Genomic DNA, 17,465 nt, shown 5'->3' with positions numbered 1-17,465 from the left:
ATCCAATATAAATGAGTTATTGCACAACGGGTCACAAAACCGCGCTTCATGACTCTTTGACGTTTAACCTGCTCGCTACGTGCAAACTGTCCTTCGTTTTCGAAACTGAGCCTTTAGAAAAGAACAACGCATACATGGCAGGGATCACCAACAGCACAACGGGTAATGAGAACAACAGACCATAGCCCAGCGTGAGCGACATTGGCCCCATAAACACATCTGTACCACCTAACCCGTAGGCGAGAGGTAACAAGCCTGCCACTGTGGTCAGCGATGTCATAACAATCGGGCGCAGACGACTGACTGCCGCTTGAGTTACGGCATCAATCGCGTTCAAACCTTCGATTCTTAACTCGTTGATTCGGTTAATCAGCACCAAGGAGTTATTGACCACAACGCCCGTCATCCCAAGTACGCCAATCAATCCAAACAGAGACATCGGCTGCATGTGAACCACGAGCGCCATCAACGAAGCCATAATCGCAAATGGGATAACCGCCATAATGAGCAGTGGTTGCAGTAATGAGTTGAACATTACCGCCAATACAAAGTAGATCGCCACCATAGCTGCAGGGAACACCACCATAAAGCCACTCATTGTCTCGTTAGTACTTTCCGCCTCACCGCCTACGTTAATCGTCACGCTTGATGGGTATCGACCGGTAAGCTCTGTGACTAGCTCATCGGCTAATGCGACAGGACTAATGCTCTCGTCAGATAAGGCAGCGGATACCGTAACTTCACGCTCACCATTGTAGTGCTTAATCAGGCGCGGGATTTCTATCTGCTCGACCATAGCCAAGCGACTCAATGGTACTTGTTGCCCGTCGGCGGTGTAAATCTTGGTGGTTTTCAGCTTTTCAAGGTCGCGAAATTCCTCATCTAATACCACACGAATATCGACTTCTTGATCGCCAAGCCAAGTGGATGTCACGCTGTTACCATCAAAGCCAACACGCAGCGCGTTCGATAGATCACTCACCGTGAGGTTGTATTTCGCGAGCCAGTGATATTGAGGAACAATGTTCAACTGAGGATCTTTCAGTGCCTCACTGTGATTAATGCTGGTCACGCCTTTATAGTCTTCTAGCCAATCCATCACTAGCTCAACGGTTTGATTACGTCCACTCTCCGTTCCACCGAGCACACGAACTTCAACCGGGTCACCTGGAGGTGGGCCGCCCGCGTCAATTGAGAACTTGATAAACATGTCTTCAGACAGACCTGCCAACTCTTCGTTAAGTGCCGTGATAATCTGTTCGGCTGAACGGGTGCGCTGGTCAAAATTTGTCAGGTTAATAATGCCCTGCGATACGGGAGATGAGTAAACCAATTCGTAGCTAACCAGTTCCGTTTCTGGCAGAGATTCAATCGCTTGTTCGATAGCTTGGTGAGCATCTCGCACCTTCAATAATGGCGTACCCGCTTTCACTTCGGTGTACACATCGATGTATTTTCCCGCCTCAGTAGGGAAGATATCCACTTTCAACGAAGAGACTAAATAGCCAGAAGCTACAAACCCAACAATAGCCACTGCAATCACTGATTTCTTGTAGTTCAGTGCAATCTTCAGCAGTGAGCGATAGCGGTTTGAAACCCATTCAAAACGGTCTTTGTCTTCGACTTTTTTCGTGGTCTCTTTCGCTGAAGATAAGTGTGCAGGCAACGTTAACGTACATTCAATGAACGAGAACACGAGCGCTGCGATTACGGTAATCGGGATCACCGCGACTGCTTTACCCATGGTGCCCGGAATGAACATCATCGGGATAAACACCAAGGCCGTTGTCACTAGGCTTGCCATCAATGGCTTGATTACTTTTAAAGTCCCCGACACCGCAGCATCGACACCCTTTTTACCTGCTTCCTTTTCTTGGAAAATACTTTCGGCGATGATCACTGAATCGTCGACGATAATACCGATCACCAAGAGCAATGCTGCCAATGTGATGCTGTCTAAATTCAGCCCCATAATTGGCAGAACCATCATCACACCGAACACACAAAATGGGATAGAAACCGATACCCAGAAAGCGACACGACGCTGCAGGATCATGCTCAAGATAAGCAGAACCAACACCAAGCCTATCGCACCATTGGTTGCCACGATAGAGAACTTCTCACCCATGTCTTTGCCGAGATCCAGGCTCGTTTGGAAAATGAATTGATCGCCAATGCGCTCGCTCTCTTTGTCCAATAAAGCCTTAATGCTATCGATGGTCGCAATCACATCCGCGCTACCACTGTTGGTGATAGAGAAAATCACCGCAGGTTTCCCGCTCATCACCGGGTCTTCGGTAGCTCGTGCAAAAGTATCGATAACGGTCGCCACATCAGACACACGGACAACTTGGCCGGAATCTAATGCCTTAATCACGATATTAGACACATCCCCCGTAGACTCGACTTTGGTCATGGTGACGATCTTCTGTTCTTGGCTCCATGACTCTACAAATCCGCCCGACTGTGACAGGTTATGCTGCTCGATCGCAGTGCTAATATCATCAAAGGCAACTTGATAACGACGTGCTTTTTCGGGGTCGACCTCAACCCAGAACTCTCGTTCGTTAAAGCCGGACATCGTAATAGAACCGACGCCACCAAGGTTATTGATCTTCTTTTCTAATTGATAAGCATAGTGCTGCAAAGATGCGCTATCTGAGTTGCTATCCGCTAGGCTCACGCCAAAGTGATACACATCCAAAGAAGAGGTTTTCTGCTGAGTCACAACCGGCGGCGAATCTATGTCTTTCGGCAGGTTCCCGACTCGATCTACTGCTTGCTGTATATCTCGCAAGATCACGGCGGCGTCTTCACCGGGCAAATACTCAACCTCGATACGAGATCGCCCTTCTGAAGATTCTGACGAAAAATAGGCAATGCCATCGACGGAACGAAGTTCTTTCTCTATAGGATTGGTGATGTTCAATTCAATGTCTTGGGCTGTTGCGCCGAGATAACTGGTTTCGATTTCCGCCGTGTCCATCGCAACATCTGGGTACTCTTGCAAATTGAGCTGCATTAACGACATAGCACCCGTTAGCAACACCATAACCGTGATGATACGAGCCAAAAACTGACGATTCGCGAAGTATGCTAAGAAGTTCATCGTTACTGCCCTTTAGCTTCGTTTGATGCTGTTTGATCCAATGCGACTTGCGCGGTTGTCATGCTATGAATGGAAAGATCTGTCGAAGCGTAAACCGACATGCCCGGCTTAAACTCGTGACCTTGGTTAGTGATCTCGACCAATACTGGGTAGGTCAAACTTTGCATCTCAACGCCAATGCGCTGCACTTTTGCTTCCATCTTGAATTCTGGATTGGTTTCAGACCACACCACCACTTCTTGGCCAACGCTGAAATGCTTTAAGTCATACTCACTCGCCATGAACGACAGAGTCACCTTGTCGATGTTGACCACTTCATAGAGCAAATCCCCCTCGCTCACCCAAGCCCCAGATTGCGTGGGTTTGTTGGAGATATAGCCCGAAATTAGGGATTCAATCTGAGTGTTTTCTAGGTCCACTTGAGACTGTTGATAATCAATTTGAGCGACAGAAACCGCGGCTTTGGCGCTTAGAAACTCTGCGCGCGCCGTATCTAGTTCCCCAACTGACAAGCTGTTCTTCTTAATGAGTGCTTGATAGCGATTGTAGGTTGCTTTTCGTAGCGCAAGATCCGCCTCGGCAAGCGCTAGATTGGCTTTAGCCTTATTGACACTAAACTTAAAATCATCGGCTTTAATCTGAGCCAATATTTGTTGTTGGTTTACGGCATCACCCACTTCAAGGTTATTCATCTCTACAACACCGGGCACTTCTGCCACAACGCTGTGTTTGTTCAATCCTTGAACGTGACCGATTAGCTCGGTTGCTTGAGCCATTGATATTTGAGTTATTGAGACCCCAAGAAGTGCTGCAAGCGCGATAATTTTAGTTTTCATAATTCAACCCTCACCTATTGATGTGAGCTATTGTTGAATTCGCTTTGTCGAATTAAAGTCGAAGTGGATTCGACATTGAAAAATAATCGGATGACGCTGTATTTTTGTGCGCAACACTATCAATTAGACATAAATTCGACATAATTTTGGATAGGCTACATTTTTACTGACCGTAGAGTTTTAGGTGGGAACGAGAGATGCTTGAGCGCAGTCGTATTTTGGTTGTTGAAGACAATATCGAACTTCAAGGCATTATTGCCGACTTCTTAGAGGTTAAAGAGGCTGTCGCGGATTTTGCTTCCGATGGCGAACAAGGCTTCAATCTAGCAATGCAAAACGACTTCGATGCGATTGTCTTAGATGTCATGCTGCCTAAACTTGATGGAATGCAAGTAGCTTCAAAACTACGTCAAAATGGCATAACGACACCAATTTTGATGCTAACTGCGTTGAATGGCCAAGAAGACCTGTTAAGTAGCTTTGATTCAGGTGCCGACGATTTCGTTACCAAACCTTTTCAGTTTCCTGAGTTAGAAGCTCGCCTATCAGCATTGATCAAACGCAATAAAGGCTTAGTCGCGAAAAAGACACTGAGCTTTGGTGAAGTGATTATTGATGAAAAAACGCATACCGCTTCAAGAAGTGGTCAAACGCTAACCCTTACACCTATCTTGTTCCAAATTCTGAGAGAGTTAGTCAAAGCTCAAGGCGGGGTTGTATCTCGCGAGAGCCTAATCTACATGCTTTGGGGCGATGACATTCCAGACAAAGATGTACTCCGCAGCCATATCTACCTGCTGCGAAATGTACTCGACAAACCCTTCGATTTTCCAATACTCAAGACCATTCCAAAGCACGGATTTCAGTTGCTCTCGTCTGCTAGTGAGCCTCAACAAAGATGAAGATACGAACCAAACTGGGCAACTCAATCGAAGATGTAAGAATCCGTACCATGCGTACCTTTTCTGTCATCGCTCTGGTCTCATCATGCATCGTATTTTTCGTGTTCTCGCTGCGGTTGGTTTGGCAGGAAGAAGCTCAAATCGAAAATCACCTCAAGTCATTTAAGGGTGTAGCACAACAGTTCTATCACCAGTTATCGCCAACTGGCAGTCTCAAGCTGTCGGACAACGTGACGGTTTATTATGGTAAAGCAGACTTTACCGACCAACTCAAAAAGCTACCACCAATGGCGTTGGAAACGGTCGATCGTCAACGCTTTGAGATTAGACTTTCTGAAGAACATATTATTATTCCCGGTGTGCTCGTTTACCACTTTGCCTTTGAAGACCAAGGGAAAACCATTCCGACTTACATCACCATCAGCTCATTTGATATGGACCTGTGGGACGACAGTTGGGGTGTATTGATGGCGATTTCGACTCTGTTGATGCTCGGGCTGATCATAGTACTGCGGGTTACCCTCAAGCGAGTGTTTGACCAGTTAATGGCGCCGATTTCAGATCTCAGTACTCAACTCAGTAAACATGAATCTGATAACTTCAAAGTACCTGACCGCACGATTGATGAGCTGCAGATGCTCACCTCTCACCTCAACAGCTATTCAAAAATGAAAGACCGGCTTGCCAAGCAAGAGATGATGTTTGCCAAATACGCGAGTCATGAATTAAAAACACCGATAGCGATTGTGATTGGCGCTGCCGAACTGCAAGCTATGAAGCCTGATGATCCTATATTCCAAACTAAGCAACGCGATCGTATTTTAGGCGCAGCCAATGGGATGAGTAACACGGTCGAGGTACTGCTCAATATTGTGAAACAAGAGAACTCTTCAACCGAAAAAACGTTAACGGCCATCAACGCTACGTCCATCGACTTATCGAAATACCAAGCGATGTTATCCACTGGCGTTGAGCTGGTGTTAAACGTTGAGCCAGACACCACGCTCAACATGCCCTTGCCTCTAGTGAACATGGTGCTGAAGAACTACATTGAAAACGCGATCCGATTTACCACGCAAGGTAAAATCACAGTATCCATCAACTCAAACACGATTTCAGTTTCGGATACTGGCACAGGCTTAAGTGATGATACAAAAACAGAACACGGTCTAGGTTTAATCATCGTCAAACGTATCGGAGACAGCTACGGCTGGACATCCACACTGATAGATAATGCGCATTCAGACGCAACATCAACAAGTTCTGGCTGCACTGCGACCTTTGCTAGAAGTGATGTGTAAAGCTGTATCTAAGCGACTATTACAAGAAACAGCGTATACAAAAAAGGACATCGAGTGATGTCCTTTTGAATGAATCTGATGAATCAGCTTTCCGCCTTTCCTTTCACACCGCAACCTTTAATCACTAGCTGAGTGATGAACTCCGCGGCATCGGCATAGTCTTTATCATCGAGCTTATCTTTCTGCATCACGCTGCAAATCTGCCAGCCAAAATCGGCGTAGGTTTGGGTTGCCGCCCAGATGGTAAACATCAGGTGATGAGCAGGAACGTCATCCATTAAGCCTTGTGCTGACCAGGTGGAGAACTTATCGAGGATCATCTGCGATTGGTTATACAGCTCATCGCCTATCTCTTTTGGCAACACTTTAGCACCGGACATCACTTCATTGGCAAATACCTTAGAAGCGTGTGGATGGTCGCGAGAGATGATCAATTTGGTTTGAATATATTGAGACAAGGCTTCAACGGGATCACTCAGCTCTTCAATCGGGCGAGACGCTTCAAGTAACGGCTGCGTAACGGTTTCTAGAACGGCATTGTAGAGTTTGTCTTTCGAGCTGAAATAGTAGAATACGTTAGGCTTGGGAATGTCGGCCGCTTTTGCGATATCGGCCATTTTTGTTGCGGCATAACCATGAGTGGCGAATTGTTCACACGCGACCTCGATGATTAAATCTTGATTCTTTTGTCTGATCCTAGACATAGTACTTCCTTTACAGCTCATTACTCAAACCATAGTAATCAACGTGCTTCATTAGTCCAGAAGTTAATCTCAGAACTCGAGGTCACCGCATTGATAGCAATAAAATGGTCGCTCTTATGTGCAGAACAGCGACCATTCAACCGTGTGTTTTCTAGCGGGTCAGCTTAGAGAATCAATATCGCACGGAAGTCATTTACGTTAGTGAGTGTAGGCCCAGTCGTCAGTAACACGCTCGTTTGCTTAAAAAAGTCATAACTATTATTCGCCTCTAGATAATCATCGGCTTTCAATGACAAGCGCGTGCCTTCTTGCCATGTTTGTGGAGTTATCCATGCCCCAGCATTGTCTTCCACACCGTCAATACCATCGGTATCAGCGGCCAAAGCGAATATGTTTTCCTGTCCTTTTAGCTCGTTATACAAGCTCAACAAGAACTCACAATTACGTCCCCCACGACCATTGCCTTTAACCGTTACCGTGGTTTCACCGCCAGAAAGCAGTACACAAGGGGTCTCGAATGGATGCTTATTATTAGCGACTTGCTTGGCCAATGCAGCGTGAACTTTCGCCACTTCTCTCGCCTCTCCCTCAATGCAATCACTCAGCACATAAGCGGGAATACCCAAACCTTCGGCTTCTGCAGCGGCAGCTTCCAATGCTGACATCGGGGTCGCGATAATATGATGCTCGGCGTTCTTCCAACAGACGTCATCTGGCTTAACGGTTTCTGATTCTGGATTATTCAACCATTCAAATGCCGAGTGTGGTGTTTCTATTTGGTAGCGTTCTAAGATTGCCATCGCATCAAAACGCGTGGTGGTGTCCGGTACGGTTGGACCAGATGCAATCACACTGACCTCATCACCCGGTACATCCGAAATCGCCAATGACACCACTCTTGCTGGGTAGGCTGCTTTTGCCAATCGACCGCCCTTAATCGAAGACAGATGCTTGCGAACACAGTTCATCTCATCAATGGCGGCACCCGACTTAAGCAGCGCCTTATTGATTTGTTGCTTCTCTGCCAAACTGATGTCGCCACCGGGCAAGCTAAGTAATGCAGAACCGCCTCCTGACAAGAGACATATCACCGTGTCGTCTTCACTGAGGTTACTCACCAATTCCAACATTCGGTGGCTAACTTCCAATCCCATCGCATCCGGAACGGGATGCGCCGCTTCGATCACCTTAATGTGTTCGCAAGGTGCGGTGTGTTCGTAGCGGGTCACGACTAAACCTTCAAGGTCACGCAGTGCAAGATCTTGCTGTTGCTTAACTTGCCAGACGGCTTCTAATTCAGCGGCCATCGATGCTGCCGCTTTCCCAGCCCCAATAACGACGGTTCGCCCAGCTTGATTAGCCGAGCGATAAAATATGTCTTGAGGAAGAAAAGGTTCGATGTGATTTTTGGGTAGTGCCTGATTTACAGCACTTGAGAAAAGGGTTTGCAGAAACTGCTTAGCATCAATGTCCATCAGCCACTCCTTAGTTGACGGAGAAAAAAAGAACCCCAATACAAGGCGAAAGGGTGCCTGCTAAGATCAAGTTGGAAAGGAACAACTTCAACCTTTGCCTCGTATCGGGAACGCGTATAAAAGGAGACGAAACTACGCGATTTATAAACAAACTGTTTGAAACTAGGGGCTAACTTCTCGAAGCTCGCCCTGATTCATTGGTTTTGGTTTCAGCAAAAACGATAAACCAATTATTGAGACGGATTACTCGTTAAGGATTAGCGAATTGAGTGATCAGAACGCTTCTCTATCGCCTGAATCAGCGCAGAGTGGTCCCAACCTTCACCGCCCATTTCGGCGCACTCGCCAAACAACTCTTGAGCGTTAGCCGTATTCGGTAGTGCGACACCTAAGTCTTGTGCGCCCGTGAGCGCTAGGTTGAGATCTTTTTGATGAAGCGAGATTCTAAAGCCCGGGTCAAAGGTGCCTTCAACCATTCGCTCGCCATGCACTTCAAGGATCTTAGAGTTGGCAAAGCCACCTAATAGTGCCTGACGAACTCGCGCAGGATCAGCGCCGGCTTTTGATGCAAACACCAGTGCTTCAGAGACTGCTTCAATGTTTAGTGCAACGATGATCTGGTTGGCAACCTTACAAGTTTGACCGGCTCCGTTATCACCCACCAGCGTGATGTTCTTACCCATGATTTCAAACAGTGGGCGTGCTTTATCAAAGGCATCTTGCTCGCCACCCACCATAATGGTCAGTGCAGCATTGATCGCGCCCACTTCACCACCTGAAACTGGAGCATCGAGGTATGAAGCACCGCCTTCATTGATACGTGCTGCAATGGCTTTGGTCGCGATTGGCGAGATTGAACTCATATCGATAACCAGCTTGCCCGTTGCACCACCTGCAGTAAGACCTTGCTCGACACCGTTATCACCAAACAGGACGTCTTCCACTTGAGGCGTGTTTGGCACCATAAGAATGATGACATCCGCTTGCTCTGCGGCTTCGGCTGGGGAATGACAAACCGTTGCGCCAGCTGCAACAAGATCGGCTGGTGCTGCGTTGAAGTGATCCGAAAGAATCAATTCATGACCCGCTTTTTGAAGGTTACTTGCCATAGGTTTACCCATGATGCCAGTTCCGATAAATGCAATTTTAGACATGTTGTTCTCCTTAACGTTTGAGGGTTACCAGACGCAATTAACGGTACTGGTTTAGCCAACCAAGGCCTTCTGTCGTTGTCGTTTTCGGTTTGTATTCGCAGCCAACCCAGCCTTGATAACCAAGCTCATCAAGGTAGTTCAGTACGAATGGATAATTGATTTCTCCCGTACCCGGCTCGTGTCGACCCGGATTATCCGCCAGCTGCACGTGAGCGATTTGGCCAATGTTCTGCTGCATGGTTGGCGTAAGGTCGCCTTCCATAATCTGCATGTGATAGATATCGTATTGGATAGAAAGGTTATCGCTTGCCACCTCTTTGATAATGGTTTTCGCTTGCTCCGTGGTGTTTAGGAAAAAGCCCGGAATATCGCGCGTGTTAATCGCTTCAATCACTAGGCTAATACCTTCTGTAGCTAGAGCATTTGCGGCATAGTGAAGGTTAATCAAAAAGGTCGCCTGAGCGTCTTGCGGAGTGACACCTTGTGGGACAATACCCGCCAAGCAGTTCACCTGTTTACAACCCAGTTTCTTGGCGTAGGCTATCGCTTTAGGTACGCCTGCTTGAAACTCTTCAACGCGTGCAGGGTCAACCGCGATACCACGGTCGCCAGCGTCCCAATCCCCTGCCGGCAAGTTAAATAGCACTTGCTCTAAATTATTAGCATCAAGCTTTTGTTTAATCTCATCCGCATCAAAGGCATATGGGAAAAGGTATTCGACGCCTTGAAAACCTGCCTCTGCGGCGGCTTCAAAGCGATCCATAAAATCAACTTCCGTGAATAACATTGACAAGTTTGCTGCAAATTTTGCCATGACTCTGTCCTTATTCTTTATTTTTGAAAATTTGGTTATTTGTAGTAAAGCCTCGCTCTATTGGAGGCTTTCCGTAGAGCTCAATCTCGCTCTACGGATACACATTACTTCGTGATTACTTATACGCTAGCGCGGTTGGCGCATCGCCGCGGCTTTCGGCAAGTGGTTCAAATTCGTTGATAGCGTTGATCTCTACGCCCATAGAAATATTGGTAACGCGCTCCAAAATCAGCTCAACCACCACAGGCACTTTGTGCTTGTTCATTAGCTCTTTGGCTTGCTCAAACGCTGCTGCAATTTGGTCTGGTTCACGAACTCGAATCGCCTTACAACCTAAGCCTTCAACAACCGCTACATGGTCAACACCGTAGCCTTCAAGCTCTGGTGCATTCTGGTTATCAAATGCAAGTTGCACACAGTAATCGATATCAAACTGACGCTGCGCTTGACGAATCAAGCCTAGGTAGGAGTTGTTCACCAGTACATGGATGTATGGCAGGTTGAATTGAGCACCTACAGCTAGCTCTTCAATCATAAATTGGAAGTCGTAGTCACCGGAGATAGCGACGATATCGCGATCAGGATCCGCAGCTCGAACACCCAATGCAGCGGGTGTTGTCCAGCCAAGCGGGCCAGCCTGACCACAGTTGATCCAATGTCGAGGCTTGTACACGTGAAGGAACTGCGCCGCGGCAATCTGCGATAAACCAATGGTGCTGACGTAGCAAGTATCACGACCAAATGCTTTGTTCATCTCTTCATAAACGCGCATCGGTTTCATCGGTGCTTCATCGAAATTGGTTTTACGTAGCATGGTCGACTTGCGCTCCTGACACTCACCTACCCAGCCACTTCGGTTTGGTAATTTACCTGCATCGCGCCACTCTTTAGCGACTTCAACCATGAGCTCAAGTGCCGATTTTGCGTCTGAAACAATGCCTAAATCAGGGCAGAACACGCGACCAATTTGAGTAGGTTCAATATCGACATGGACAAACTTACGACCTTCCGTGTAAACATCGACAGAGCCGGTGTGACGGTTAGCCCAACGGTTACCAACGCCAAATACAAAGTCAGAGTTCAGCATGGTTTCATTACCGTAACGGTGAGAGGTTTGTAGACCCACCATGCCCGCCATCAATTCATGATCATCCGGGATAGAACCCCACCCCATCAAAGTTGGAATTACTGGTACACCTGTGATCTCAGCAAACTGCTGCAGCAGCTCAGATGCACCTGCGTTGATAACACCACCACCTGAGACAATCAGAGGTTTTTCAGCTTGTGCCATCATGGTGAGTGCTTTCTCAACCTGTTCGCGAGTCGCTTTTGGTTTGTATGGTTCAAGCGGCTCGTAGGTATCAATATCGAACTCAATTTCGGCTAACTGTACATCTAGAGGTAGGTCAATCAGTACAGGGCCAGGACGTCCTGAACGCATCAAATGAAAGGCCTTTTGAAAAGCGCGTGGCACTTGAGCTGGCTCCAGTACCGTGGTTGCCCACTTAGTAACAGGCTTGGCAATGGATTCGATGTCGACCGCTTGAAAGTCTTCTTTATGAAGGCGAGCACGTGGAGCCTGACCAGTAATACATAGGATAGGGATCGAGTCAGCCGATGCCGAATAAAGACCTGTGATCATATCCGTCCCTGCTGGACCTGAAGTACCAATACACACACCAATATTATCTTGATTCGTACGTGTGTAGCCTTCAGCCATGTGTGAGGCACCCTCTACATGTCGAGCTAAGACGTGATCGATCCCTCCGAGTTTTTTCATTGCTGCGTACATTGGGTTTATTGCTGCGCCGGGAACACCAAATGCGATGTCTACTCCTTCACGTTTAAGCACTTCAACCGCTGCTTCAATCGCTTTCATAATTGCCATTCGAACCTCCAGTCCAGATTGTATACAATTAGATTAACTTTTGTGTACTATGAATCATCCTCAGCATTTATCAAGCCCAATTTGAAACAATTTTGTTACATCAACCTATCCTATTGAACAGCAAACAAGCCTGAAAACCTTACAATTCATTACTTTACATAAAATATCTTTACGTAAAAATAAATCACAAAAAGATCAAATGATAAATAAATGTTAAATACCATTTGCTTGTTTACAATTTCTACAATATAAATACCGTTAAAAAGAACGTTTTGTATACAAAATGACATCATATTGTGTAAAGGAGACAAGCAATGATGAATGACGAGAAAGAAAGAGAAGAAACACTGTGTATGCAGGTACTTGGGAATATGGACAACCCCGAGTACAAAGAGATCTTGTCTACAGATGCATTGAAATTCTTAGAAGCTATCGTTAACAAGTTTGGAGAGCGCCGTCATGCCCTGCTAAATGATCGCGACATCAAACAAGCTCAATACGATAACGGTGAGTTACCCAATTTTAGAAAGGACACTGTCTCTATTCGTCAGAATAAAGAGTGGAAAGTAGCAACACCGCCGCCAGAATTGCTGGATCGCCGAGTAGAGATCACCGGACCTATCGAGAGAAAGATGGTGATCAACGCATTAAATTCAGGCGCGAAAGTCTTCATGTGTTGCTTTGAGGATGCGTCTTCCCCAACTTGGGCCAACATGGTCGAAGGGCAAATTAACTTAAGAGATGCCAATTTAGGCACCATCAGCTATTTTGATGAGAAGAAACAAAAGAACTACCAGCTAAACAGCGACCCTGCGTTGTTAATCGCTCGCCCTCGTGGAATCCATCTACCTGAACAATCGATTCAATTCAACAATCAACCTATCGCGGGTTGTCTGATGGACTTTGCGCTGTACTTTTTCCACAACTATCAATCACGTGCGCAGCAAGGCTTAGGCGTTTACTACTACATTCCCAAGCTAGAGAGTATGGAAGAAGCACAATGGTGGGACGACATTTTCAGTTTCACCGAGAACTATTTCAACGTAGCAAAAGGTACCATCCGTGCGACCGTATTGATTGAAACTCTGCCAGCCGTCTTCCAAATGGAAGAGATCTTGTACGCCATGCGTGATCATATCGTTGCGATGAACTGCGGCCGTTGGGACTACATCTTCAGCTACATCAAAACTCTGAAAAATCATAAAGATCGTATCCTGCCTGACCGTCACGGAATCGGCATGGATCAAGAGTTTCTGAACGCTTACAGCCAGCTGCTGGTTCGTACTTGTCACGCTCGCGGTGCACTGGCGATGGGGGGCATGTCTGCCTTCATTCCAGCAAAAGATCCACAAGAGATGGAGCGTGTGACCGCCAAGGTTATTGAAGACAAACAAAGAGAATCTCAGAACGGACACGATGGCACATGGGTCGCTCACCCTGCTCTAGTTGATTTAGCGATGTCGATCTTCGACAAGCACCTTGATGGCAAAGTGAATCAAATGGATTTCCAAAGCCCTGAACACACCATCAATGCCGACACCTTACTTAAACCATGTGAAGGCAGCCGCGACGAAGCCGGCGTGCGTAAGAATATCCGTATTGCGCTGTATTACATTGAGGCTTGGATCCAAGGCTACGGCTGTGTACCTATTTACGGATTGATGGAAGATGCCGCCACCGCGGAGATCTCAAGAGCCAACATTTGGCAATGGATCCATCATGGCGTCACGCTAGATGACAGCCAAACCTTTACCAAACAACTGTTCCACTCTTGGCTGTACCAAGAGCTAGACACAATAAAACACGAAGTCGGTGACTCGCGCTACGCAGCAGGTCGATTTGAAGAGACAGCCGATCTTTTCTATCAACTTTCTACAGCCGAAGAGTTCGCTGCCTTCCTAACTTTACCCAGCTATGGGCTATTACAAGAGTCCAGTTAGGACTCTTTTACCAAGCTGAATCAGCCAGTGATATTCACCAACAAGAGTAATGATTGACTGACTTTGCTTGGTACACAGCCCCTTGAAAAACTAGGAGATAACATGGGAAGTTTGACTCTACAACAAGCGTTAACCATCATCGATGGCACCTTAAAAGCAGGAAACAAGATCCACACAGAACCTTTGACGGTCGCCGTCTTAGACAGTGGTGGCAAGCTGATTTCTCTGCAACGTCAAGATGGCTCCAGCATGATGCGACCAGACATCGCGATTGCGAAAGCCTGGGGCGCACTCGCATTAGGGTGCTCCTCTAGAAAACTCGCCCAAGATGCTGACAATAGGCCAGCATTTATCTCCGCCGTAAACGTACTCGCACACGGAAACATGGTGCCTGTACCAGGGGGCTTACTGATTCGAGACAAGGATAAAACGGTACTCGGAGCCATTGGCGTCAGCGGTGATATCTCGGACATCGATGAAAGCTGCGCCATCAACGGAATTGGCTGCGCAGAACTGTTTAGCGACGAGATGCTGCAAGCTTAAGTCCAGTCAATAAAGGGACTTACAAAAGAGAAACCGAAGCCTTGAGCTTCGGTTTTTTATTCATAAGTTGCGCCAACAACACGAACGAATAAACTTTAATTGGATTAAGACTACTAACGAACAAGAACCATTAAGCGCGTCCATTTAACGTCTTGCTTCAACTTGTTAGACAACCAGTAATCAACACTAAACGACCCTGCGCCCAGTACCGCTAACGCCAGATACCCACCAGCAACTGAGACGTTTTTGTAGAAATGAATCATTTGACCCGACGAACTTGGGTCGAAGTGAAACATAACACCGGAAACCAAAGAGAAAAACGCAATCGACAACGCAGTAAAGCGAGTCATAAATCCAGCTAGAATCGCAAGTCCACCACCGAGTTCAAGCAAGATAACCAAAGGCAACAAGTAAGCGCTCACGCCTTGAGATGCCATGTATCCAGCAGTTCCTTCATAGCTAAATAGCTTTCCCCAACCTGCTTGAATAAACAAGTAACCCAATAAAATACGAGCGAAAAAAGTCAGTGTGTCGTTCAATCGGGTGTTCATAATTCTAAGCCTTGATAAGTTTCATTGCCGATAGGTTATTCGACTTAGCATTAAGATGATAACGAGAAAAATAGAACAACTTGTTTGAAATTTTAGTAGACATACTCGCATACAAATTACTGACTGATTCCGAAGATTGAACAACCTCAATGCTGTTACCATTGCCTTAAATTCATTGAAACTCTTGCCCCATATTTATTGATTTTATGAAGACTCTGAAGAAGACACTGCCGCTCGACACCTTACAAATATTGGATGTTCTACAACGTGAGGGAACTTATTCATCAGCCTCTGCACACCTCAATCGTTCCGTTTCTGCATTGAGTTATCAGATTCAAAAATTGGAAGACGAACTTGGGATATTGATCTTAGATAGGTCAGGACACAGAGCCGTGTTTACTCAGGTAGGACAAATATTGGTGGAAAATGGTCGACAGTTGCTGGCAGGATCAGATGAGCTCATAAACCAAATACAACGTTTTTCCAGTGGTTGGGAAAGTGAACTGTTTGTGTCCTATGACGGCATTATCGGGCAAGACATTGCGTTGTCGTTAATCGCTGATATGGCAACAGAATGCAGCACGCAACTGTATGTGCAAGAGGATATTTTGTCGGGAGGTTGGGAAGCATTAATCTCAGGAAAAGCAGATATTCTTATCTCATCGATGCCCAATATCGAGTTACCGAATACCGTCAACAGTAAAACCATCGGCAGTGTAGAAATGATCTGGGTAGCCGCAAAAAATGCCCCCATTTTAAACGAGCTAAATCCGCTCAGTGAATCTACACGACGTGAGCACACAATCATCGCAGTGGCCGATACCGCTAAGTCAGCGCCTAAAGTCACCAAAAACATTTTACTAAACCAAAAAACCAGTACGGTCAGTTCAATGACTAGTAAGCTGACGGCAATTCAACGTAACCTTGGCATTGGCACTCTACCTAAACAACTTATAACCGCCGAGTTAGAAGCTAGAAGCTTAGTGGAAATTGGCCACGCGAGAACCGTTGATATCGTGCTTGCGTGGCAAATAGGCAACATGGGGAAGGCAAAAACACTCGCTCTGAAAAAGTTAGAAAAGTGCTGGAGAGCATCGACTCAAACTCACTAAACCGATCCTATCCGGACACTCCGAAAATCTATTTATCTCGTCCAATAAATCGGCTTTGTTGGACACTCTCACCTTGTGGCGTAATTGCTTCAAATCGGTATACCCTCGGGATATTACCCTTGTAGAAAAATGCTTGCCCTCTCTCTGATGTTTCTGTCACTTGTTGTCCACGAATATTGGTGGTGACCTGCGCATTAGGGACACGTTCTCCATCTTGATAAACCGTAACGACAACGCCGTTGGTTTGTTCGCTGATCGACATTTTCAACTCTGCATGGGATGCAAATGAGATTGCAAGTAGTGCTGCGCTAAGGGCTATTTTAAGTTTCACTTTAGTGTTCTCTGTATTGTGGGAATACGAGAAATATACGGATGGGGGCTTTCTATTGATAACGGGAAGTATTAAATAAGATGTCCTAAAATATTGAATTACATCGATGGGACTTGTTCGGTTTTCTCGCTCAGTTCTGATCCCAAATAACCGATACTAAATAACGCAACACCAAATTGAAGCCACAAAAAAACCGAAGCTCATCACTTCGGTTTTCAAATCAAATGAAGCTCGTTCAGTTCACTAAGTTCAGTAAACCGATTCAACCAGTGATTACTCGTAAGCACTCAACCACGTTTTTAAAAGTTGATTGGTGTTTTTCTTCTGGCTAGCAGATAAAGACTTAACCAACTTTTTCTGCATCTCGACATGTTCAGTCATCATCTCATCGATCAGAACTAGGCCATCTTTGGTCAGCTTAACACTCACGCTTCGTCGGTCTTCTTTACTGTGCTCTCGGCTAATTAGCCCTTTGGCTTCAAGCTTATCAAGACGATTGGTCATCGCACCTGATGTCAGCATCATTGACCCAATCAGCTCTGAGGGAGTCAGTCGGTATGGCTTTCCAGAGCGTCGTAAGGTCGCTAATACATCAAACTCACCCAACTTCATGTCGTACTTTTTATGCAGGTCGGCAACTTGCGTTTCCATATACTTGGCAATACGCATGATTCGGCCCATCATTGCCATAGGCTCAGTTTCTAATTCGGGCTTTTCCTTTGCCCATTGCTCTACAACGCGGTCGATAGCATCCATTTGCAATCTAGCTCCGTTATTAGTCTGATTACTTTAAACTAGTTTAACA

At 46.2% G+C, this 17,465-nt stretch carries 15 protein-coding genes; 5 read left to right on the top strand and 10 right to left on the bottom strand.

The features are described 5' to 3' along the window. Nucleotides 1-46: 46 nt before the first annotated feature. The gene (locus L0992_22130) at nt 47-3,109 is read right to left on the bottom strand and encodes an efflux RND transporter permease subunit (GenBank protein ID XGB69096.1); all 3,063 of its coding nucleotides are present in this window, start codon (nt 3,107-3,109) and stop codon (nt 47-49) included. A 2-nt stretch (nt 3,110-3,111) separates the two neighbouring features. Beyond that, nucleotides 3,112-3,945 carry an efflux RND transporter periplasmic adaptor subunit gene (locus L0992_22125; protein XGB69095.1) on the bottom strand — a complete coding sequence of 278 codons (834 nt, stop codon included), beginning with the start codon at nt 3,943-3,945 and terminating at the stop codon, nt 3,112-3,114. A gap of 197 nt (nt 3,946-4,142) precedes the next feature. On the opposite strand from L0992_22125, the gene L0992_22120 reads away from it, so the two are divergent. Together L0992_22120 and L0992_22115 are read left to right on the top strand one after the other, a co-directional pair. Continuing rightward, entirely contained in the window at nt 4,143-4,847 is a 705-nt protein-coding gene (locus tag L0992_22120; GenBank protein ID XGB69094.1) for a response regulator transcription factor, read from the top strand. Between the two features lie 50 nt (nt 4,848-4,897). After that, nucleotides 4,898-6,148, top strand: coding sequence for a HAMP domain-containing histidine kinase (locus L0992_22115; protein ID XGB70406.1), 1,251 nt, complete (start codon nt 4,898-4,900; stop codon nt 6,146-6,148). A gap of 83 nt (nt 6,149-6,231) precedes the next feature. Here L0992_22115 and L0992_22110 read toward each other — a convergent pair whose 3' ends face one another. The 5 genes from L0992_22110 to gcl form a co-directional block, all read right to left on the bottom strand. Beyond that, nucleotides 6,232-6,852, bottom strand: a complete 621-nt coding sequence (locus tag L0992_22110; GenBank protein XGB69093.1) for a TetR/AcrR family transcriptional regulator — start codon at nt 6,850-6,852, stop codon at nt 6,232-6,234. A 164-nt stretch (nt 6,853-7,016) separates the two neighbouring features. Beyond that, on the bottom strand, nt 7,017-8,327 hold the full coding sequence (locus L0992_22105) for a glycerate kinase (GenBank protein ID XGB69092.1): 1,311 nt from the start codon (nt 8,325-8,327) through the stop codon (nt 7,017-7,019). 257 nt (nt 8,328-8,584) lie between these two features. Then, the gene (locus L0992_22100) at nt 8,585-9,481 is read right to left on the bottom strand and encodes a 2-hydroxy-3-oxopropionate reductase (protein ID XGB69091.1); all 897 of its coding nucleotides are present in this window, start codon (nt 9,479-9,481) and stop codon (nt 8,585-8,587) included. A 37-nt stretch (nt 9,482-9,518) separates the two neighbouring features. After that, on the bottom strand, nt 9,519-10,295 hold the full coding sequence (hyi, locus tag L0992_22095) for a hydroxypyruvate isomerase (protein ID XGB69090.1): 777 nt from the start codon (nt 10,293-10,295) through the stop codon (nt 9,519-9,521). A gap of 115 nt (nt 10,296-10,410) precedes the next feature. After that, on the bottom strand, nt 10,411-12,183 hold the full coding sequence (gene gcl / locus L0992_22090) for a glyoxylate carboligase (protein XGB69089.1): 1,773 nt from the start codon (nt 12,181-12,183) through the stop codon (nt 10,411-10,413). 314 nt (nt 12,184-12,497) lie between these two features. Here gcl and aceB point away from each other — a divergent pair, with 314 nt between their 5' ends. Beyond that, nucleotides 12,498-14,123, top strand: coding sequence for a malate synthase A (gene aceB, locus L0992_22085; protein XGB69088.1), 1,626 nt, complete (start codon nt 12,498-12,500; stop codon nt 14,121-14,123). A 102-nt stretch (nt 14,124-14,225) separates the two neighbouring features. Then, complete coding sequence (locus L0992_22080) at nt 14,226-14,666, top strand: heme-binding protein (protein ID XGB69087.1); 441 nt, start codon at nt 14,226-14,228, stop codon at nt 14,664-14,666. Between the two features lie 113 nt (nt 14,667-14,779). On the opposite strand, the gene L0992_22075 is transcribed toward L0992_22080, so the two are convergent. Next, nucleotides 14,780-15,217: a DoxX family protein gene (locus L0992_22075; GenBank protein XGB69086.1), complete on the bottom strand. Its 438-nt coding sequence runs from the start codon at nt 15,215-15,217 to the stop codon at nt 14,780-14,782. A 206-nt stretch (nt 15,218-15,423) separates the two neighbouring features. Here L0992_22075 and L0992_22070 point away from each other — a divergent pair, with 206 nt between their 5' ends. Continuing rightward, nucleotides 15,424-16,329 (top strand): LysR family transcriptional regulator, encoded by a 906-nt coding sequence (locus L0992_22070; protein XGB69085.1) that lies wholly within the window; start codon nt 15,424-15,426, stop codon nt 16,327-16,329. A gap of 28 nt (nt 16,330-16,357) precedes the next feature. Here the strand turns inward: L0992_22070 and L0992_22065 are convergent, their stop codons facing one another. Further along, on the bottom strand, nt 16,358-16,660 hold the full coding sequence (locus L0992_22065) for a hypothetical protein (GenBank protein XGB69084.1): 303 nt from the start codon (nt 16,658-16,660) through the stop codon (nt 16,358-16,360). Nucleotides 16,661-16,933: 273 nt separating this feature from the next. Further along, complete coding sequence (locus L0992_22060; protein ID XGB69083.1) at nt 16,934-17,416, bottom strand: MarR family transcriptional regulator; 483 nt, start codon at nt 17,414-17,416, stop codon at nt 16,934-16,936. Nucleotides 17,417-17,465: the final 49 nt, after the last annotated feature.

The sequence above is a fragment of the Vibrio pomeroyi genome, assembly GCA_041879425.1.
Taxonomy (GTDB): domain Bacteria; phylum Pseudomonadota; class Gammaproteobacteria; order Enterobacterales; family Vibrionaceae; genus Vibrio; species Vibrio pomeroyi_A.
This window is presented reverse-complemented; position numbering and strand designations above follow the sequence as displayed.